This window comes from Peribacillus sp. FSL E2-0218, assembly GCF_037992945.1.
Lineage (GTDB): Bacteria > Bacillota > Bacilli > Bacillales > DSM-1321 > Peribacillus > Peribacillus simplex_B.
Map to the genome: position 1 here is coordinate 2,622,644 of NZ_CP150304.1, position 16,183 is coordinate 2,638,826.

Genomic DNA, 16,183 nt, shown 5'->3' on the forward strand with positions numbered 1-16,183 from the left:
CTCCTTGATTAAATCGCTCTCTTTGCTGTCAAAAAGCCGATTACTTGTTCAACGCACTCTTCTACACTGTACTGGTTGGATTCCAAGATGATTTCCGGCTGTACTGGCTCCTCGTATGGGGAGTCGATTCCGGTAAAGTCTTTGATGATTCCCTTACGCGCCTTGTCGTAAAGGCCTTTCGGATCACGCACTTCGCATTCTTCGATGGGACACTTTATGTATACTTCAATAAACTCCCCTTCTTCGAGTAAATCGCGGACTATCTGCCGGTCCGCCCGAAAAGGTGATATGAAGGCGGTCAATACGAACTGCCCGCTATCCACAAAAAGCTTGGATACTTCGCCGATCCGCCTGATATTCTCCGTCCGATCCTCTTCGGAGAACCCTAAATCTTTATTTAACCCATGACGGATATTATCGCCATCCAACACATAACTTCGAATATCCCGGTTATAAAGCTCCTTGGCGACTGCGTTTGCAATGGTTGATTTCCCTGATCCCGAAAGCCCCGTGAACCATAGGACTGTGCTTTCATGCCCGTTCTGCTTCCGGCGCAAATCCTTGGTCAGTGACGATTCATGCCATGTTACATTTGTGTTTTTATTCATTGTGCTCCCCCTCTTCCTTCAAACCTTCAAATTCACTACTTAGTTATAAACTTCATTCTTCTTTAGACCTTCGATCAACACCTCAATGACTTCCTTACGGCTAAAGGTGGCCGGAGGAATTTCACCGTTACGCAGCATCTCCCTTACCTTCGTTCCGGAAAGGATCACATGGTCTTCCTTGCGATGCGGGCAAGTTTTTGCCGATGCCATATTGCCGCAGGCTTTGCAATAAAAACTATGTTCAAAGAATAACAGTGTGATGCCTAGCTCATCCGCATTAAAATTACCGAAGATTTTTTGCGCATCATATGTGCCATAATAATCGCCAACCCCCGCATGATCACGCCCGACAATAAAATGAGTGCAGCCATAGTTTTTACGGACCATCGCATGGAAAATGGCTTCCCTCGGCCCTGCATATCGCATCGCAGCAGGGAAAACGGCAAGCGAGACTCGATCCTCAGGATAGTACTTTTCAAGCAGCACCTTATAGCTTTCCATCCTCACATCTGCCGGAATGTCATCGGATTTGGTGGCACCTACTAGCGGATTCAGGAATAAACCGTCAACGATCTCCAGAGCTGTCTTTTGGATGTATTCATGTGCACGATGAACAGGGTTCCTTGTCTGGAATCCGACAACCGTTTTCCAGCCCTTCGCTGCAAAATCTGCCCTTGTCTCGACAGGGTCCAAATAATGGGCATGGAATTGGGTACGCTCGATTCTTTTGACCAATTTTATTTCTCCGCCGGCATATACGTTTCCGCGGTCATATAAATTTTTCACACCTGGATGCTGCTCGTCATCCGTTTGATAGACCCATGTTGCTTCCAATTTTTTATCCGGAGTGAAGATATCGGAAACGGTAAGGACTCCATATGTTTCCCCCTCATGAGTCAGCTTGACTTCCTCGCCGATAGTAAGGGTCTTTGCCGCCGCTTCAGTTAAGGGCAGTGTAATCGGAATGCTCCAAACGTGGCCGCTGCTTAGCCTCATCGTCTTGACAACAGCATCATAATCTCTTTTCGAAAAGAATCCTTTTATCGGGCTGTATGCACCCGTACCGATCAACTCAAGATCGCTTAATGCGATGGCATCAATTTCGATCGAGTTTGTTATTTTACTAATATCATATGTTGGTTCCCAAAGATCAATTAATGTTCCTCCGTGAGGCAGACTGATTGTCATGCTAATTTCCCCCTATGGTTTCTATTTATTTAGGATAAATGCAAGCCGCATTCCGTTTTTTGAGCGCCTTGCCAGCGGCCTGAACGTAAATCATCCGCATTTATGGCCGGTGTTGTGCATGTTTTGCATCCGATACTCGGATACCCGTTATCATGCAGGATATTATACGGCAGTCCATTTTTGTGTGCGTACCGCCAAACGTCCTTCCATGTCCAATGAATCAGTGGACATATTTTTATCGACTGAAACTTATTATCCTTGTTGATATACTCGGTCATAGCCCTTGTTTCGGATTGCTCGCGCCGCAGTCCGGACAGCCAAGCCGTTGCCGTTGAAAGCACATCGGTAAGCGGAGTGATTTTACGGATATGGCAACACTTGTTAGAGTCGTTAAGCCATAGTTCATCTCCATATTCCGCAGCTTGTTCCTCAAGCGTCAAAGCAGGTTTCTTCATCTCGATTAAAAGATTCGGATATCTTTTTTTCACTTGATCGATCAATTGGTACGTTTCTTCAAAATGGACATCTGTATCGAGGAAAACGATTTTGGCCGAAGGATTGACCTTTGCCAGTAAATCTGTAAGCACAATGCCTTCTATCCCAAAGCTGCAAGCATAAATGAGCTTATTCCCGTATTCCTCATTAGCCCATTGCAGTACTTCTAAAGCCCCTTTAGTCTCACTACCTTCAGAAAAGACCGGTAAAAAATCGGGATTGAAATTTTCATAATTAATTAATGCAGCCAACTTTATAGCCCCCTCTAAAAACTTTCTTGCGAATCATTGGCCAGAGTAACAGGTAATCGGAGCCCACAGTAATTTGTTCAAGTTTAAGTGATTCTAGGAAAAAGAGACGAATCTAACCAATACTCTCTTTATATCAGTTAAACACGCCTCTAGTTTTTCTAGTCAGCAGCTGCTTATTTAATTCTCAGCTTTTCATTTCTTTCCATTTGAATGATTTTACCATCTTGGACAATAAGTGTGATGGATCCGTATTTCATTAAATGAAGCATTTCTTGGAGCCGTTCAAATATTTCCTCAAGCTGATTCTCTTTATCCAAAATAGTTCCCCCCTAAGAAAATCGACGAATTGTTATTTTCTTAAATTTATATAATTCCACACAGCCTTACATTGTTATGGTTTATTATAAGTTTTTTGAAAAAATAAAAATCTTTCCATCATGGAAAGATTTCAAGGTAAATAATCGTTACCTTATCTTCCAAAATGGTAAACCATTTTGTTGGATGTAGCACCTTGCATACATCATGCAGGTTGCTGGACTTCAAAGGGCCAATTCCCTCCGTCGCTCTGGATAAGTTTTATTATTTTAAATATTAACATATATTCAATCCATGTCAATGGAGTTTTCTTATAAAACAACTTGGATTAATTAAATGGTTGAATTGTCATTATTATACACACTACTCTCTTGTTATATTTATGTTCATGAATATGAAAATGGACCCATTTTTTAGAGTCCCTCCGGAGAACGGGTCCATTTTCATAATTTTTGCTATCCACGATTAAAATCAATTCGCAAAAACGGAAACAAATCACTCATTTCTTAATTGAATCGCTTCTACAAATTCTTGAACCTGGCCCTGAACGCGATCAACCAAGTTCAAATCTTGAATCGGGCTTTCTGGAGCCGTTTTGTCTATTTCCTTATCGACGAAATAAATGCCCTGCAATGGCTCGCCTTTCAAAATGGAAATTAACGGCTTAAGTGCGTAATCTATTGCCAATAGATGCCTGTGACTTCCGCCAATCATGATCGGAAGCACTGGCTTTCCCTTAAATGCGCTTTCCGGCAACAAATCAATCAATGCCTTCAATACCCCTGTGTAGGAGGCCTTATAAACAGGTGATCCAATGATGATCCCCCTAGCTTTTGAAATCTTTTCCGCAAGCTTTGAAATGTCCTCACTATTATATTTGCCTTGGAATAAATCATCTGCTGAAAAGTCGGTAATTGAATAATACGCTGTGGTATAACCTTCCTTCTCAACTAATGACTGAATATGTTTCAGTGAAATGTCCGTTCTGGATGGAATCGCAGGACTACCTGATAATATGACAATTTCGCTCATGTACATTTCCTCCTATTATATGATTTCAAATCAGCATTACCCATCATGGTTTTTTCTGCTCGCATTTTTATCGTAATAGTCTGAAAAATGGAAGTCAAATCCTAACCCTTGGCTAATTGTCGTTCTTTCCCTCTTTCTATCAAAACAGGTCTGCAGCTTCTTCATGGTCCCCCACACCAAAAGAATATCCATCTATCTATTAAAGGACTCCCGCATAACAACGCTCGTCCAAGTGAGACAACATGGATGACGAGGGCAGCAAGTGCCTGAAGTGAAAATCGACAATCCACCAAAATTGGGGGAAAAGTCATGCCATGATATTTATTACCGCTGCTTTTTTCCATAGTCATAAAAAAAACTGTAGACAAACTCTCTATGAAAATGAGTTTGTCTACAGTCTGAGCTCCCCTTTGCTTTTTAGCAGGTTTTCAGTTCCGCTTCCTTCAGGGATTCTTTTACCATATTAATGAAAATTTGCATATAACGATTATCACCCGTTAATTCGGGATGAAAAGCACTGACAAGGACCTGTTCCTGTCTTGCTGCCACCACTTTTTGATCATATTCAGCCAAAATCTCTACATCTGCCCCAACTCCATCAGCATATGGCGCACGGATGAAAACGGCTTTGAATGGTTCTTCCATTCCATTGATTGCTAGGTCCGCCTCGAAACTATCACGTTGACGTCCAAACCCGTTTCTCTTCACGGAAATATCCATCAATTCAAGATAAGGCTTTTCATCACCAGACAACCTATTGGCTGCCAAAACCATTCCCGCACAAGTGCCGAAGATTGGTTTCTTTTGTTCAAAGAAAGTTTTGATTGGTTCCAGAAAGCCATAGCGATCCATAAGCTTCCTCATCGTCGTGCTTTCCCCGCCAGGTATGATCAAGCCATCGATTTCGTTTAACTGTGACGGTTTTTTGACGATTATTGCTTGCGCACCGGCTGAATCGATTTGGTTCAAGTGTTCTTCAACTGCTCCCTGTAATCCTAAAACCCCGATCGTTATCATTTTACCAACCACGTTCCTGCATACGTTCTGCTGGAGCCAGTTTAGAAATGTCGATTCCTTTCATTGCACTGCCTAACTCTTTTGATAAGCGGCCTATTAATTCGTAATCAGTGAAATATGTAGTAGCTTGAACGATTGCCGATGCGAATTTTTCAGGAGTCTCTGATTTGAAAATGCCGGAACCTACGAATACGCCATCTGCTCCTAATTCCATCATCAATGCAGCATCTGCTGGTGTGGCGATTCCTCCAGCTGCAAAATTAACTACAGGCAATTTACCTGTCCGTTTGATTTCTCTTAAAATTTCAAACGGGGCACCTATATTTTTTGCTTCCGTCATTAATTCATCGTCACTCATGATGCTCACCTTACGGATTTGGGACTGGACCTTTCTCATATGGCGCACGGCTTCCACGATATTGCCAGTACCTGGCTCTCCTTTTGTACGAAGCATCGATGCTCCTTCGCCGATCCGACGGGCAGCTTCGCCTAAATCACGGCAGCCACAAACGAAAGGTACTGTGAAGTCACTTTTTAAAATGTGGTATTCTTCATCAGCAGGAGTAAGCACTTCACTCTCATCGATATAATCCACTCCCATGGATTCCAAGACCCTTGATTCGACAATATGACCAATCCTAGCCTTGGCCATGACCGGGATGGAAACGGCATTCATTACTTCCTCGACAATTCTTGGATCCGCCATTCTTGCAACTCCACCAGCTGCCCGAATATCGGAAGGTACGCGTTCCAATGCCATAACGGCCACGGCACCCGATGCTTCAGCGATTTTTGCTTGTTCCGCGTTGATGACGTCCATGATTACGCCACCCTTTTGCATTTGTGCCATTCCTCTTTTAACTGTTTCTGTTCCTAATAATTTTTCCATTTTGATTCCTCCTAATATTTGCATTTTTTAGATTTGTTATTTAGTATAAAAAATAGTTGACCGCATTGAAAGTGTCAGTTTTAAATATTTTAATGGGTTCAGCGATTTCAAATATATAAGGCGGGAACAAAATGAACATGCTAACGTGTGATTTAAAGCGATTTAGTGACGTACCATTGTATGAACAATTATATTCACATATTAAAAAAGAAATAATCGAGGGACGGCTACCTTTTGGTGCAAAATTGCCTTCCAAGCGGAAATTAGCAGAATTCCTCCAGATTAGTCAAAATACAGTGGAGACTGCTTATGAGCAGCTGACTGCTGAGGGATACGTGGAAGTCATCCCGAGAAAGGGATACTATATTCAAACATTCGAGGATTTAGAGTATACTCAGACTAAGCATGTTGCGCTGGAACCATTTACAGTCAAAGAAGGGGAAGTGCAGTATCATTTTCACCCAAGTCAAATTGATACGGAAAACTTTCCTTTTGAGAAATGGCGCAAATTCATGAAAAATAAAATAGATGTGTCACGTCAAGAGCTTTTGCTACTGGGCGATCCTCAAGGGGAATATGAATTACGTTGTGAAATAGCTCATTATTTGTATCATGCCCGGGGAGTTCAATGTGTTCCTGAACAAATCATCATCGGTGCCGGCATGGAAATTTTATTGCAGCAGCTCGTCCTGCTTTTCGCCAAAAATACCATTTACGGTGTGGAAGATCCAGGTTATCACTTAATCCATCGCATTTTACGCAGCTATCCAAATGAGGTGCATCCCTTAGAGATTGATGAAGAAGGGGTAAAGGTCAACCCGATTGAGGATTCCAGCATCGATGTTGTGTATGTCACCCCTTCGCATCACTTTCCCTATGGGACGATCCTTTCCGTCAACAGACGTACTCGTTTATTAAATTGGGCGCAAGGAGGAGAAGACCGCTATATTATCGAGGATGATTATGATAGTGAGTTTCGTTATAGTGGTAAAACGATTCCTTCTTTACAAAGTATGGATGCAGGCGAAAAAGTGATTTACTTGGGCTCTTTTTCAAAATCATTGATGCCCTCCATCCGGATCAGTTATATGGTTCTGCCAATTCCATTGCTAAAAAAGCACCAGCAGGAATTATCCTTTTATCATTCAACCGTTTCAAGAATTGACCAGCATGTGCTGACACAGTTCATGAAGGAGGGGGATTTCGAAAAGCATTTAAACAGGATGAGGAAAGTGTACCGCCGCAAGCTGGATAAAGTGATTGAATTGCTTAAACCACATAAAGACCTATCCATCACTGGTGAACGCTCAGGGCTGCATATCGTGCTACTCGTGAAAAACGGCATGGACGAACAAACACTCATTCAGAAGGCAGCTCAAAAGCAAATTAAAATTTATGGACTTTCCGCCTATTCGATAGAAAAGAAGGATGAACACCATACCCCGACAATCATATTGGGCTTTGCAGGCATCCCTGAAGCTGAATTGGAACAGTCGATTCACCTTCTATTGAAATCTTGGGGTTTATAATTAACAAAAGAAAAGAAGTTCACGATGTGAACTTCTCAGACTGTAGACAAACTCGATGAAAATCGAGTTTGTCTATTTTTATGGGCTGTACAATTTAGACGTTGATTTCCACTCCAGGCACTCGCTTTCCGCGGGCGGTCGGGGAGCCTCCTCGGCTTTGCCTGCGGGGTCTCCCCTAGACGCGCTTTTCCCGCAGGAGTCTCGAACACCCGCTCCAATCAACTTTGTCTTACCTTTTAGATAGAACACTTTTGACTGGAGTCATTTTTGTTTTAAAATTGAAGGATTAAAACTTGAGGTGATGAGGATGCTTTCTAAACATGATTCTATTCAGCGAGATCAACTTGAAATGATTACTTTAGATCAACTGGTGCCACCGAACCATTTGGTTCGTAAAATGGAGGCTGCCATTGACTTCACTTTCATTTATGACTTGGTGAAAGATATGTACTCAGAGGTAGGACGCCCAAGTATTGATCCAGTTATTTTAGTTAAACTGACTTTCATTCAATATACCTTCGGTATTCGTTCCATGCGTAAAACGATTGAAGAAGTTGAAACCAATATGGCTTACCGTTGGTTCTTAGGCTATGGTTTCCATGATAAAGTACCTCATTTCTCTACGTTCGGAAAAAATTATGAGCGACGCTTTAAAGATACAGACCTGTTTGAACAGATTTTCTGTCGCATTTTAATGACAGCTGCTAATAAAAAGTTAATAAGTGTAGAACACGTTTTCGTGGATTCCACACATGTGAAAGCCAGTGCGAATAAACGGAAATTTGAAAAGAAAATCGTTCGTAAAGAAACACGAGCGTTTCAAGGACGTCTTCAAGAAGAAATCAATCAAGATCGTGAAAACCATGGAAAGAAGCCTTTTCCGCTTAACTTTTAGCTAAATATTGTTCCATCATTTCTTTCGGCACCATGCTTCCGCCAGTCGCCCAGATGATATGTGTTGCTTTGTTCATTTTCTCCAAAAGTTTGTGATTTTCTAGATATTCCCGGCCTGTTTGATGCGACAGAAGGTGTATCGGTCCATAGGCCCCTGCAAGGGCGGATGGTTCCAAATAATGCCCTTCGGCCTCAGCCATCATTCGCAGTAACTCAAATAATCGCTGATCCTCTATGGTATAACTGCCGCTTAGGATGGAAGTCATCAACCTGGAAACTAAACCAGATGGCCTTCCGACTGCGAGTCCGTCCGCTTCCGTTTTATTATCGATTCCAAATTCCTGTACCGATACCTTGTCATGAAGCCCTGTCATCAATCCCAGTGTCATGCATGGCGAATGTGTCGGCTCTGCAAAAAAACAATGGACATGCTCACCAAAAGCAAGTTTCAGGCCATATGTGATTCCCCCTGGACCGCCACCGACTCCGCATGGCAGGTATACAAACAAGGGGTGGTCTGCATCAACAAGGATGGAGCGATCCTCCAATTGGTTTTTCAGGCGCCCTGCAGCCGTGGCGTAACCGAGAAACAAGTCAATCGAATCTTCATCATCAATAAAATGGCAATGGGGATCAAGTGAGGCTTCCAGCCTTCCTTCTTCAACAGCCTTACTATAGTCATCATCGTATTCCTTTACAATGACACCAAGACTTGTTAATTTATCCTTTTTCCACTGCTTCGCATCTCCTGACATATGTACGGTTACCCGAAAGCCCAGCTTGGCGCTAATAATGCCTATGCTCATGCCTAAATTCCCAGTAGAACCGACTGCAATCGAGTAATTTGAAAATAACTCCTTGTATGCTTCGCTTGCAAGGATTCCATAATCATCCGTTTGCTTTAACCCGCCATGCTTCATGGCAATCTCCTCAGCACGCTTCAAAACTTCATAGATGCCTCCACGCGCCTTGATAGATCCGGATATCGGCAAATGACTATCGCATTTAAGCAAAATCTTCCCTGGAATTACAACCTTATAGGACTTTTCCATGTTTTCTTGCATGGACGGAACCTCGACTAGTGGCGATTCTATTATTCCATGCATCGGCCCTGTTTCAGGAAATGCCTCGACAATATAATCAGCGAACCTCTCCAATCTGTCTTCTGCCGATTTAACCTGGTCGGCCAGGACGATCGTATCATCCAATTCAGTCCCGTAATCCGGATTCAACCAGAACATCTCATCCATATTTACCAATTTATTTAGTAATCGATGCTTTTCCTGCCACTCAAAAATCGATAAACCTGCGATTGTTTTCTTCTCCAAAGCAGTCCCTCCCAGTATAATTCTGCTACACATCCATTTCTTTTCAAAAGGTTAAGTGGACTTTTACCATCCCTCTCACGCTATTCGTAAACCATATTTCTTCAGCCAAGGTCAGATCATCCTTTGAAATCTGCCTTTCCTTGATTACGTTTCCCTTGATTAAATCCTGACGAAACGTACCTGCAAGGAGCCCAGCTTCGATTGGAGGGGTAAAGAGGTCACCCTCCATCTTCACCACTACGTTTCCGTTCGTGAATTCCGTAATGAAGCCTTCTTCATTCCATAGCAGGACATCAAAGAAGTCAGGGTGATTAGCTTGAAATTTTTCATATACTCCCCGATTGGTCGTTTTATGGAAAAGAAATGGATTTCCGCTTGATATCGGGCTTTCCGCCAAGATGACTTTTAAGGGGATATTTTCATCAAAAGGGTTGATTGCTTGACCGGAAACTTCAAGAATCCCTTTTTCATCAAGGAGGATTCTTACTTTTTGCAACCGGCCCATATTCGACCTGGCATGCTTGTCGAGCTCATTCCTTAGCTTCCATTCGGGAAACGGAAAGCCAAAATAAACCGCAGACCGTTTCATCCGCTCGATATGCTCTTCCAACAGATGGTACCCGGCATCATCGAGCTTCATCGATTCCAATACCTTATAGGCGGGCCGTTCCACCGATAATAATTTAGCCTTTAAAAAAGCTTCGTCATATTCTTCGGTTAATTCGGAATCCCAAGTGATTCCCCCACCCACTCCATATTCGGCTTGATTTGTTTCCGCGTCAATGACGACCGTTCGGATCGGCACATTGAATACGGCTTCTGAATCAGGTGTGATGTACCCAATCGCACCACAATATACCCCGCGCGGTGAGTTCTCGATTTCAGAGATGATTTCCATCGTCTTGATTTTAGGTGCCCCTGTTATCGATCCGCATGGGAAGAGCGCCTTGAATATATCAATGATGGTGGTGCCTGGTTTCGTATTGGCAGTGATGGTGGAGGTCATCTGCCAAACCGTTGGATATTTTTCAATTTCCTTAAGCTGTGGGACCTTTACGCTTCCTTGCTCCGCAATCATTCCAAGATCATTCCTGAGCAGGTCAACAATCATATAGTTCTCTGCTTGATTCTTTTCTGAAGCTGCTAACCAGGCGGCGTTATCCTGATCCATTTTCAGTGTCATTCCCCGCTTTACCGTCCCTTTCATTGGACGGGTAACGAGTTGTCCATCCTGCCATCGAAAAAATAACTCTGGGGAGGCAGATAGGATCCGATGCGTCCCTACGTTCAAATATGCACTATAATTCGATTGTTGTGCTCTCTTTAAGCGATCGAAGAAAGCGAGGTCGTCGCCTTCGAATAGGGATTGTAGTCGCATTGTATAATTCACCTGATACGTATTGCCGCGTTCAATTTCGGATTTTATCTTTTCAAAGCCGGTATGATAGGAATGGGCATCCGTTTCTGATTTCCAATCAGCCAACTGGAAAGCTCCGGATGATACTTCCGGTAATCTCCCCGGTTTCTCAAAAATCCCGAACCAAAGCAGCGGCATGGTGCCGCCATCTTTTACTTGTAAGGAGCTTTCGAAAGCTGGCGCTGCTTCATAGGAAACATATCCTGCTGCATAATGACCCTGCTCGATCGCTTCCTGGACTTTTTGAAACTGAGGAAGGACCTCCTCGAGGGTATGGGCGATATAGACTTTTAGCGGATTCGTAAAAGATAACGGCCTGCTGTCTCCTTGTTTATCGGTAAAATGAAATATAAGGGATAAGTCGCGGTTCATTCTTCTCTCCTGCCTTATGTTTATGGGTTCACTCGTTATGTACTTGATAAAAAAGCTTGCAGAAAGATAATCTGCAAGCTCATTACACAATCGCACTTATTTCATTCCAGTAACTTCTGCAATGATTTCATAGGAACGAAGACGTGCAGCCTGATCATAAATGGCGGAGTTAATGATCATTTCATCCGCCTGTGTTTCATCTAAAAAGTTTTGCAGCTGTTCTTTCACTTCTTCCGGATTCCCTATGATGGAGGCATTTAGCTGTTTCATGACAATTGCTTTTTCATATTCAGTCCACTTGCCTTCCATCGTATCAACTGGAGGAGCCAGTTGTCCAGGAGTATTCCGGATCAAATTCAAAAACTGCTGTTGATAAGACGTAGCGATCCTTTTTGCTTCCTCCGTGGTATCAGCGGCAAACACATTGATCCCTACCATCACATATGGCTTTTCGAGAACATCCGATGGTTGAAAATTATTGCGGTAACGGGCCAAAGCCGGTTGTGTATTTTCTGGGGAAAAATGGCTTGCAAAGGAAAATGGCAGCCCCAACTGTGCGGATAAAGCTGCACTGAAACCACTTGAACCAAGCAGCCAAATCGGAATGTCCTGTCCTTCACCAGGAATGGCCCGAACTCGATTGTGTTTCGAATCGGCATCTAAATAGCTGCGGAGTTGTGCCAATTGTTCAGGAAAATCCTGCCCATTATTTCGATCCGCTCCCCGTAAGGCCATCGCAGTGAATTGATCGCTTCCCGGAGCTCGTCCCAACCCTAAATCTATCCTGCCGGGGTACATTGCTTCCAATGTACCGAATTGTTCCGCGATAACGAGTGGGGCATGATTCGGCAGCATGATTCCGCCGGAACCGACCCGGATCCTTTCTGTCTTTCCGGCAACATGGCCGATAAGGACGGATGTTGCCGAGCTTGCGATACCAGGCATGCTATGGTGTTCGGCAACCCAGAAACGGTTGTAATTCCATTGCTCAACATGCTTAGCCAATTCGACTGTATTTTTAAATGCTCCGGAAACTGTACCACCTTCAACTATCGAAGCTAGGTCCAGAACGGAATAAGAAATGTCGCTAAGTTTTGTTGCATGACGATCAGCATTCATATCCTCAACTTCTTTCTATCAATTATGATTAATTGGACGCAAAGTCATCATATAGAAAATGCAGATAAAATGCACACAAAATGCTCGGAGTTCAACCATCCAGAAGCTCCCTGGCAATCAAGCGGTACGAATTCAACTTGTCCTCCAACTTGTGGGTAATGGTCATGAGCATGATTTCATCTGCTTGATATTTTTCCAGAATTTCCAGGAGACGCTGCTTCACTTGTGAAGGTGTGCCCATGATCATTTTTTTATGCTTCATCTCCAACGATCCATTTTCTTTTTCGTATTTTCTTACGTCTTCCATACTCGGAACCTTTATCTTTTCACCAAGACCCATTTGAATTTGCCATAACGTGTTGCTAAGAGCGATTTCCTTTGCATACTCCTCGGTTTCTGCACAAATGGCAGCAACCGTAACGATCGTTTTTGGTTCTTTGAGTTCCCCTTTAATCCGGAACCGTTCCCGGTATTGCCGAAAGCTCTCCATTCCATCATTTTCACTCATGAATTCACCAAATGCGTATGCAGTACCGTTCTCCGCAGCAAGTATTGCGCTTTTTTCGCTTGTTCCCAATATCCATGGTTCCGGTTGGATACATGGAACCGGAGCAGCCGAAACCTTTGAAAAAAGATGATCCTCGGGAAAATCTTCTCTAATGAAATTCAACAATTCCTTTACTGATTCCGGCATTTTGTAGACATTCTGAAGGAAATCATCATTTAATGCCATCGTTGCCTCCGCTGATCCACCAGGAGCACGGCCTATGCCTAAATCAATTCTCCCTGGAAAAAGGGCGGCTAGCATATTATAGGTTTCCGCTACCCGGTACGGCTTATAATGCGGAAGCAGCAATGCCCCCGATCCGATTCGGATATCCTTGGTTTGAGCACCGATGTAGCTTATCAGGACCTCTGGAACAGAGCAGGCCAGACCAGGCAGGTCATGATGTTCAGTAAACCAGATGCGATGATAACCAAGCCTGTCTGCTTCTTGTGCAAGTAGTAATGAAGCCTGTAATGCTTCTTGAGCGTTCTGACCCGATGCAATCGGTGATTGATCTAAAATGCTCAGTTTCATTTTTCTCCCTCACTTCTTGACTTTCTTCTATTCATGGTAAGACAAAACTAGTCGGAAGTCGCCTAAAAAGCTTGCTTCATTATTTTAGTTTGCAGCCCTTAACCAAAAATATTTAAGAGCTTCAAGAAAACTTTGGAGTTATGGGAGATTATATATTCTGGCGAGGTTTTTGCTTGAATACTCACTTCGAAGTTCCATTTAATCAGGTATTCTGGCGAGGTTATTTATGGAAGATGCATGCATGAATGACACATTAAAAAAGGGATCGGAAATGAAAATTACCGAACCCCTTTTGCTACAAAGCCCCCCAAATGTGGTGGCAAATCTTTATTCACTTTTTTTAAATTGGAATAGCAATTCTTCAGCCATCATTTCTGATTCCAAACGAGCAGAAACAAAAGGCGGCTGAATCCGATTATTGGACTCCACAGGGACCCCAAGCCAGACAACTCGTTTATCGAGGATAAAGAAAGCAAAGGAAACGGGCAGACAAATGAAATGATCTGAAACGATATCAGCATTCCTTTTGGCTGATATGATCGTCAATTTGACTTCAGGACTTCTTTTCATCAAAAGCTGTTGCCATTCCGAAGGCAATCTACTCAAATCCGGTACGGCCAAGATCACCTCTCGTTTGGCCGATTGAATATCATCCAGAAAACTCCCCATTTTCCGAGCATGCATCCATTGTAATTTTGGGTGCTGATGAGTAATCCATGTTCCAATTTCTTTCTTTGTTATTAACTGATCATTTTGGATTTGATGGTCGACAAGCTGACGAAGTGTTTTGCTGCGATAAACATGCTTGCTGATGAATGACGTATCACATACATGGACGAACTTCCCTTTCGTTCTTGTTATCGCAACGTTAATGAGCCTTTCACTTTCCCTGCCCGTCAGCAACATCCCAGCCCTGTTTTGCGGATAACTGTCAACTGTATCAAAAATCATCATATCACGCTCACTGCCCTGGAAGCGATGTACAGTAGCAGCGATGATATCTGCCGTTTGCCTCTCTTCCGCATACAAATCATCCAATAATTTACCCATCAAATCCGCTTGGGCGCGATAAGGTGCAACATATCCGATGGATCTTGCCCCGCCGACAAAAGCTTCATGAATCAGTTGAAACGATAAAAGCAATTGCCAAAGATTCATCCTGGAGTGGGAAGTACGTTCGCTCATGCAGTATTCCCCTGACAGGCTAGTATCGACAAGGGCTGAGGCTTTATTGGCGAACGGTTCTGCCACCATGATGCTATTTCTGCTGGTCGCAACGCTTTCATGATTACCAACGAAGTCGTTATAGACGACCCGATTCGTGAATGCCGAAATGTCCGGATGCATCCTTCGCTGCTCTTTCAATAAGAACAAATGAGGGTGAAGTTCCCCATCCTCCACTGATTGGGCGACACCCGAACGATGAAAGATATCTTCCTTTAGCCAAAGCTTTACTAGGGAATCACGTGCTGAAGCAATGGGCGGCAATTGTTTGAAATCACCGCAAATGATTATATGCTTGGATAGTGCTGCCGCAAAAGCCACTTGCGGTACATAAGCCATGCTTGCTTCATCCAAAATGACCAGGTCATATTCCTTTTGATAAATCGTTTCATCATTTGCGGCCTTGGCCAAAGTCGTTCCAATTATTTTTGCCTCTTTAACGAATTGGACTTCCTTTTGCCGGATTTTTTCCAAGACTCTTGCCAATTTCTTCTCCAACTCGAGTAATTGATCTGTATCCCTTCTGCTGAATGAATCGGCCAAGTCGTATTTCAGTAACCGCTTCTCTTCCGATAGCTGCTCTTTTTCTTGCACTAATAACGGCTCATGCTTACCTAACAATTGTCCCGTAACGATATCCCCATGACTAGCCAGCGTTTCCCCGATTTGAGAACCATACCTAAGAACATCGCCTTCCTTGAAACGCTCTTTCTTTTTGATGAAGGAAGAAATCTCGGCCATCATAACATCGACAGCTTGGTTGCTATGTGACAAGACGAGTACTTTTTTTTCTTGGAGATAATGATTGGCAACGGTTCGTGCCAATGTATAGGTCTTTCCAGTACCAGGCGGCCCCCAGACAAACGTGACAGGATTGAACTTCGAACGTGCATATAATTCTTTGACGCTGCTTTGTTTTTCGCTTATAGGATGTTTGGGCTCCATCGATGGATCCATCAACCGTTTGATCCGGAGCCTTTTCTTTTTGCTTCTCTTGATTTCATCCAAGCGGTTAACCAATTGCTCAAGCAATTCCCACGGGTCATGGTATAAAAATGCTTCACCGATCATATCGCCTAACGAGCGTTCAAAGACGACGATGATACTTTTCCCTTCCGAAGAAAGAATTCTTCCATCCTGCTTGATTCCCCCCCATTCAAGCCGGACGATGGAACCGACAGGGATGATTATCGAAGCCCCTGTTTCAAAATAATAACTAAAAGAACCATCACTATTGAGCAGATGGCCATTTAAAACGAGGTATTTGGTGCTGCCGAATTTTTTCAAGTGCTGGATTTCCAGTTGTATTGCCTGCTGCCATTCTTTTATATAATTAACTGTCGAATTCATTTTTTCACTTTCCTCACAAAATATGCCGTTGATTAAAGAAACTGGCCAATTGGCTCGGCGCTGATGTAAATGAT

13 protein-coding genes, 1 pseudogene and 1 riboswitch are annotated in these 16,183 nt (G+C 43.2%); of the genes and pseudogenes, 2 read left to right on the top strand and 12 right to left on the bottom strand.

From position 1 onward, the window contains the following. Window positions 1-8: 8 nt before the first annotated feature. The 7 genes from cysC to pdxS all read right to left on the bottom strand — a co-directional run bounded on the left by cysC (window position 9) and on the right by pdxS (window position 5,795). Complete coding sequence (gene cysC / locus MHI53_RS12620; protein ID WP_061142925.1) at window positions 9-608, bottom strand: adenylyl-sulfate kinase; 600 nt, start codon at window positions 606-608, stop codon at window positions 9-11. 39 nt (window positions 609-647) lie between these two features. Next, window positions 648-1,796: a sulfate adenylyltransferase gene (gene sat, locus MHI53_RS12625; RefSeq protein ID WP_061142926.1), complete on the bottom strand. Its 1,149-nt coding sequence runs from the start codon at window positions 1,794-1,796 to the stop codon at window positions 648-650. A 29-nt stretch (window positions 1,797-1,825) separates the two neighbouring features. Beyond that, window positions 1,826-2,530 (bottom strand): phosphoadenylyl-sulfate reductase, encoded by a 705-nt coding sequence (locus tag MHI53_RS12630; RefSeq protein ID WP_061143013.1) that lies wholly within the window; start codon window positions 2,528-2,530, stop codon window positions 1,826-1,828. Between the two features lie 185 nt (window positions 2,531-2,715). Further along, window positions 2,716-2,859: a YezD family protein gene (locus MHI53_RS12635; RefSeq protein ID WP_340371437.1), complete on the bottom strand. Its 144-nt coding sequence runs from the start codon at window positions 2,857-2,859 to the stop codon at window positions 2,716-2,718. Between the two features lie 149 nt (window positions 2,860-3,008). After that, a riboswitch (SAM riboswitch) is annotated at window positions 3,009-3,118 on the bottom strand. 234 nt (window positions 3,119-3,352) lie between these two features. Continuing rightward, window positions 3,353-3,889: an NADPH-dependent FMN reductase gene (gene ssuE / locus MHI53_RS12640; RefSeq protein WP_061142927.1), complete on the bottom strand. Its 537-nt coding sequence runs from the start codon at window positions 3,887-3,889 to the stop codon at window positions 3,353-3,355. A 417-nt stretch (window positions 3,890-4,306) separates the two neighbouring features. After that, window positions 4,307-4,906, bottom strand: coding sequence for a pyridoxal 5'-phosphate synthase glutaminase subunit PdxT (pdxT, locus tag MHI53_RS12645; protein WP_061142928.1), 600 nt, complete (start codon window positions 4,904-4,906; stop codon window positions 4,307-4,309). Window position 4,907: 1 nt separating this feature from the next. Continuing rightward, complete coding sequence (gene pdxS / locus MHI53_RS12650; protein WP_061142929.1) at window positions 4,908-5,795, bottom strand: pyridoxal 5'-phosphate synthase lyase subunit PdxS; 888 nt, start codon at window positions 5,793-5,795, stop codon at window positions 4,908-4,910. Between the two features lie 131 nt (window positions 5,796-5,926). Between pdxS and MHI53_RS12655 the strand changes: the two genes are divergently transcribed. Beyond that, window positions 5,927-7,324 (top strand): PLP-dependent aminotransferase family protein, encoded by a 1,398-nt coding sequence (locus MHI53_RS12655; protein WP_340371438.1) that lies wholly within the window; start codon window positions 5,927-5,929, stop codon window positions 7,322-7,324. A 307-nt stretch (window positions 7,325-7,631) separates the two neighbouring features. Beyond that, window positions 7,632-8,207, top strand: a pseudogene (locus MHI53_RS12660) (transposase); the annotation flags it as partial. A 1-nt stretch (window position 8,208) separates the two neighbouring features. On the opposite strand, the gene MHI53_RS12665 reads toward MHI53_RS12660, so the two are convergent. The 5 genes from MHI53_RS12665 to MHI53_RS12685 all read right to left on the bottom strand — a co-directional run bounded on the left by MHI53_RS12665 (window position 8,209) and on the right by MHI53_RS12685 (window position 16,109). Next, window positions 8,209-9,546, bottom strand: coding sequence for a D-serine ammonia-lyase (locus tag MHI53_RS12665; protein WP_340371439.1), 1,338 nt, complete (start codon window positions 9,544-9,546; stop codon window positions 8,209-8,211). Between the two features lie 43 nt (window positions 9,547-9,589). Continuing rightward, window positions 9,590-11,335: an aminodeoxychorismate synthase component I gene (gene pabB / locus MHI53_RS12670; RefSeq protein WP_340371440.1), complete on the bottom strand. Its 1,746-nt coding sequence runs from the start codon at window positions 11,333-11,335 to the stop codon at window positions 9,590-9,592. 96 nt (window positions 11,336-11,431) lie between these two features. Then, window positions 11,432-12,454 (bottom strand): LLM class flavin-dependent oxidoreductase, encoded by a 1,023-nt coding sequence (locus MHI53_RS12675; protein ID WP_061142933.1) that lies wholly within the window; start codon window positions 12,452-12,454, stop codon window positions 11,432-11,434. 91 nt (window positions 12,455-12,545) lie between these two features. After that, window positions 12,546-13,535 (bottom strand): LLM class flavin-dependent oxidoreductase, encoded by a 990-nt coding sequence (locus MHI53_RS12680; RefSeq protein ID WP_340371441.1) that lies wholly within the window; start codon window positions 13,533-13,535, stop codon window positions 12,546-12,548. A gap of 327 nt (window positions 13,536-13,862) precedes the next feature. Beyond that, a complete protein-coding gene (locus tag MHI53_RS12685; protein WP_340371442.1) occupies window positions 13,863-16,109 on the bottom strand; it encodes an AAA domain-containing protein in 2,247 nt (748 codons plus the stop codon). Window positions 16,110-16,183: the final 74 nt, after the last annotated feature.

Bases quoted from the DNA above. Each gene is read 5' to 3' on its own strand.
- cysC (WP_061142925.1), bottom strand. From the start codon at position 608: ATGAATAAAAACACAAATGTAACATGGCATGAATCGTCACTGACCAAG.
- sat (WP_061142926.1), bottom strand. From the start codon at position 1,796: ATGACAATCAGTCTGCCTCACGGAGGAACATTAATTGATCTTTGGGAA.
- ssuE (WP_061142927.1), bottom strand. From the start codon at position 3,889: ATGAGCGAAATTGTCATATTATCAGGTAGTCCTGCGATTCCATCCAGA.
- pdxT (WP_061142928.1), bottom strand. From the start codon at position 4,906: ATGATAACGATCGGGGTTTTAGGATTACAGGGAGCAGTTGAAGAACAC.
- pdxS (WP_061142929.1), bottom strand. From the start codon at position 5,795: ATGGAAAAATTATTAGGAACAGAAACAGTTAAAAGAGGAATGGCACAA.
- MHI53_RS12655 (WP_340371438.1), top strand. From the start codon at position 5,927: ATGAACATGCTAACGTGTGATTTAAAGCGATTTAGTGACGTACCATTG.
- pabB (WP_340371440.1), bottom strand. From the start codon at position 11,335: ATGAACCGCGACTTATCCCTTATATTTCATTTTACCGATAAACAAGGA.
- MHI53_RS12675 (WP_061142933.1), bottom strand. From the start codon at position 12,454: ATGAATGCTGATCGTCATGCAACAAAACTTAGCGACATTTCTTATTCC.
- MHI53_RS12680 (WP_340371441.1), bottom strand. From the start codon at position 13,535: ATGAAACTGAGCATTTTAGATCAATCACCGATTGCATCGGGTCAGAAC.
- MHI53_RS12685 (WP_340371442.1), bottom strand. From the start codon at position 16,109: ATGAATTCGACAGTTAATTATATAAAAGAATGGCAGCAGGCAATACAA.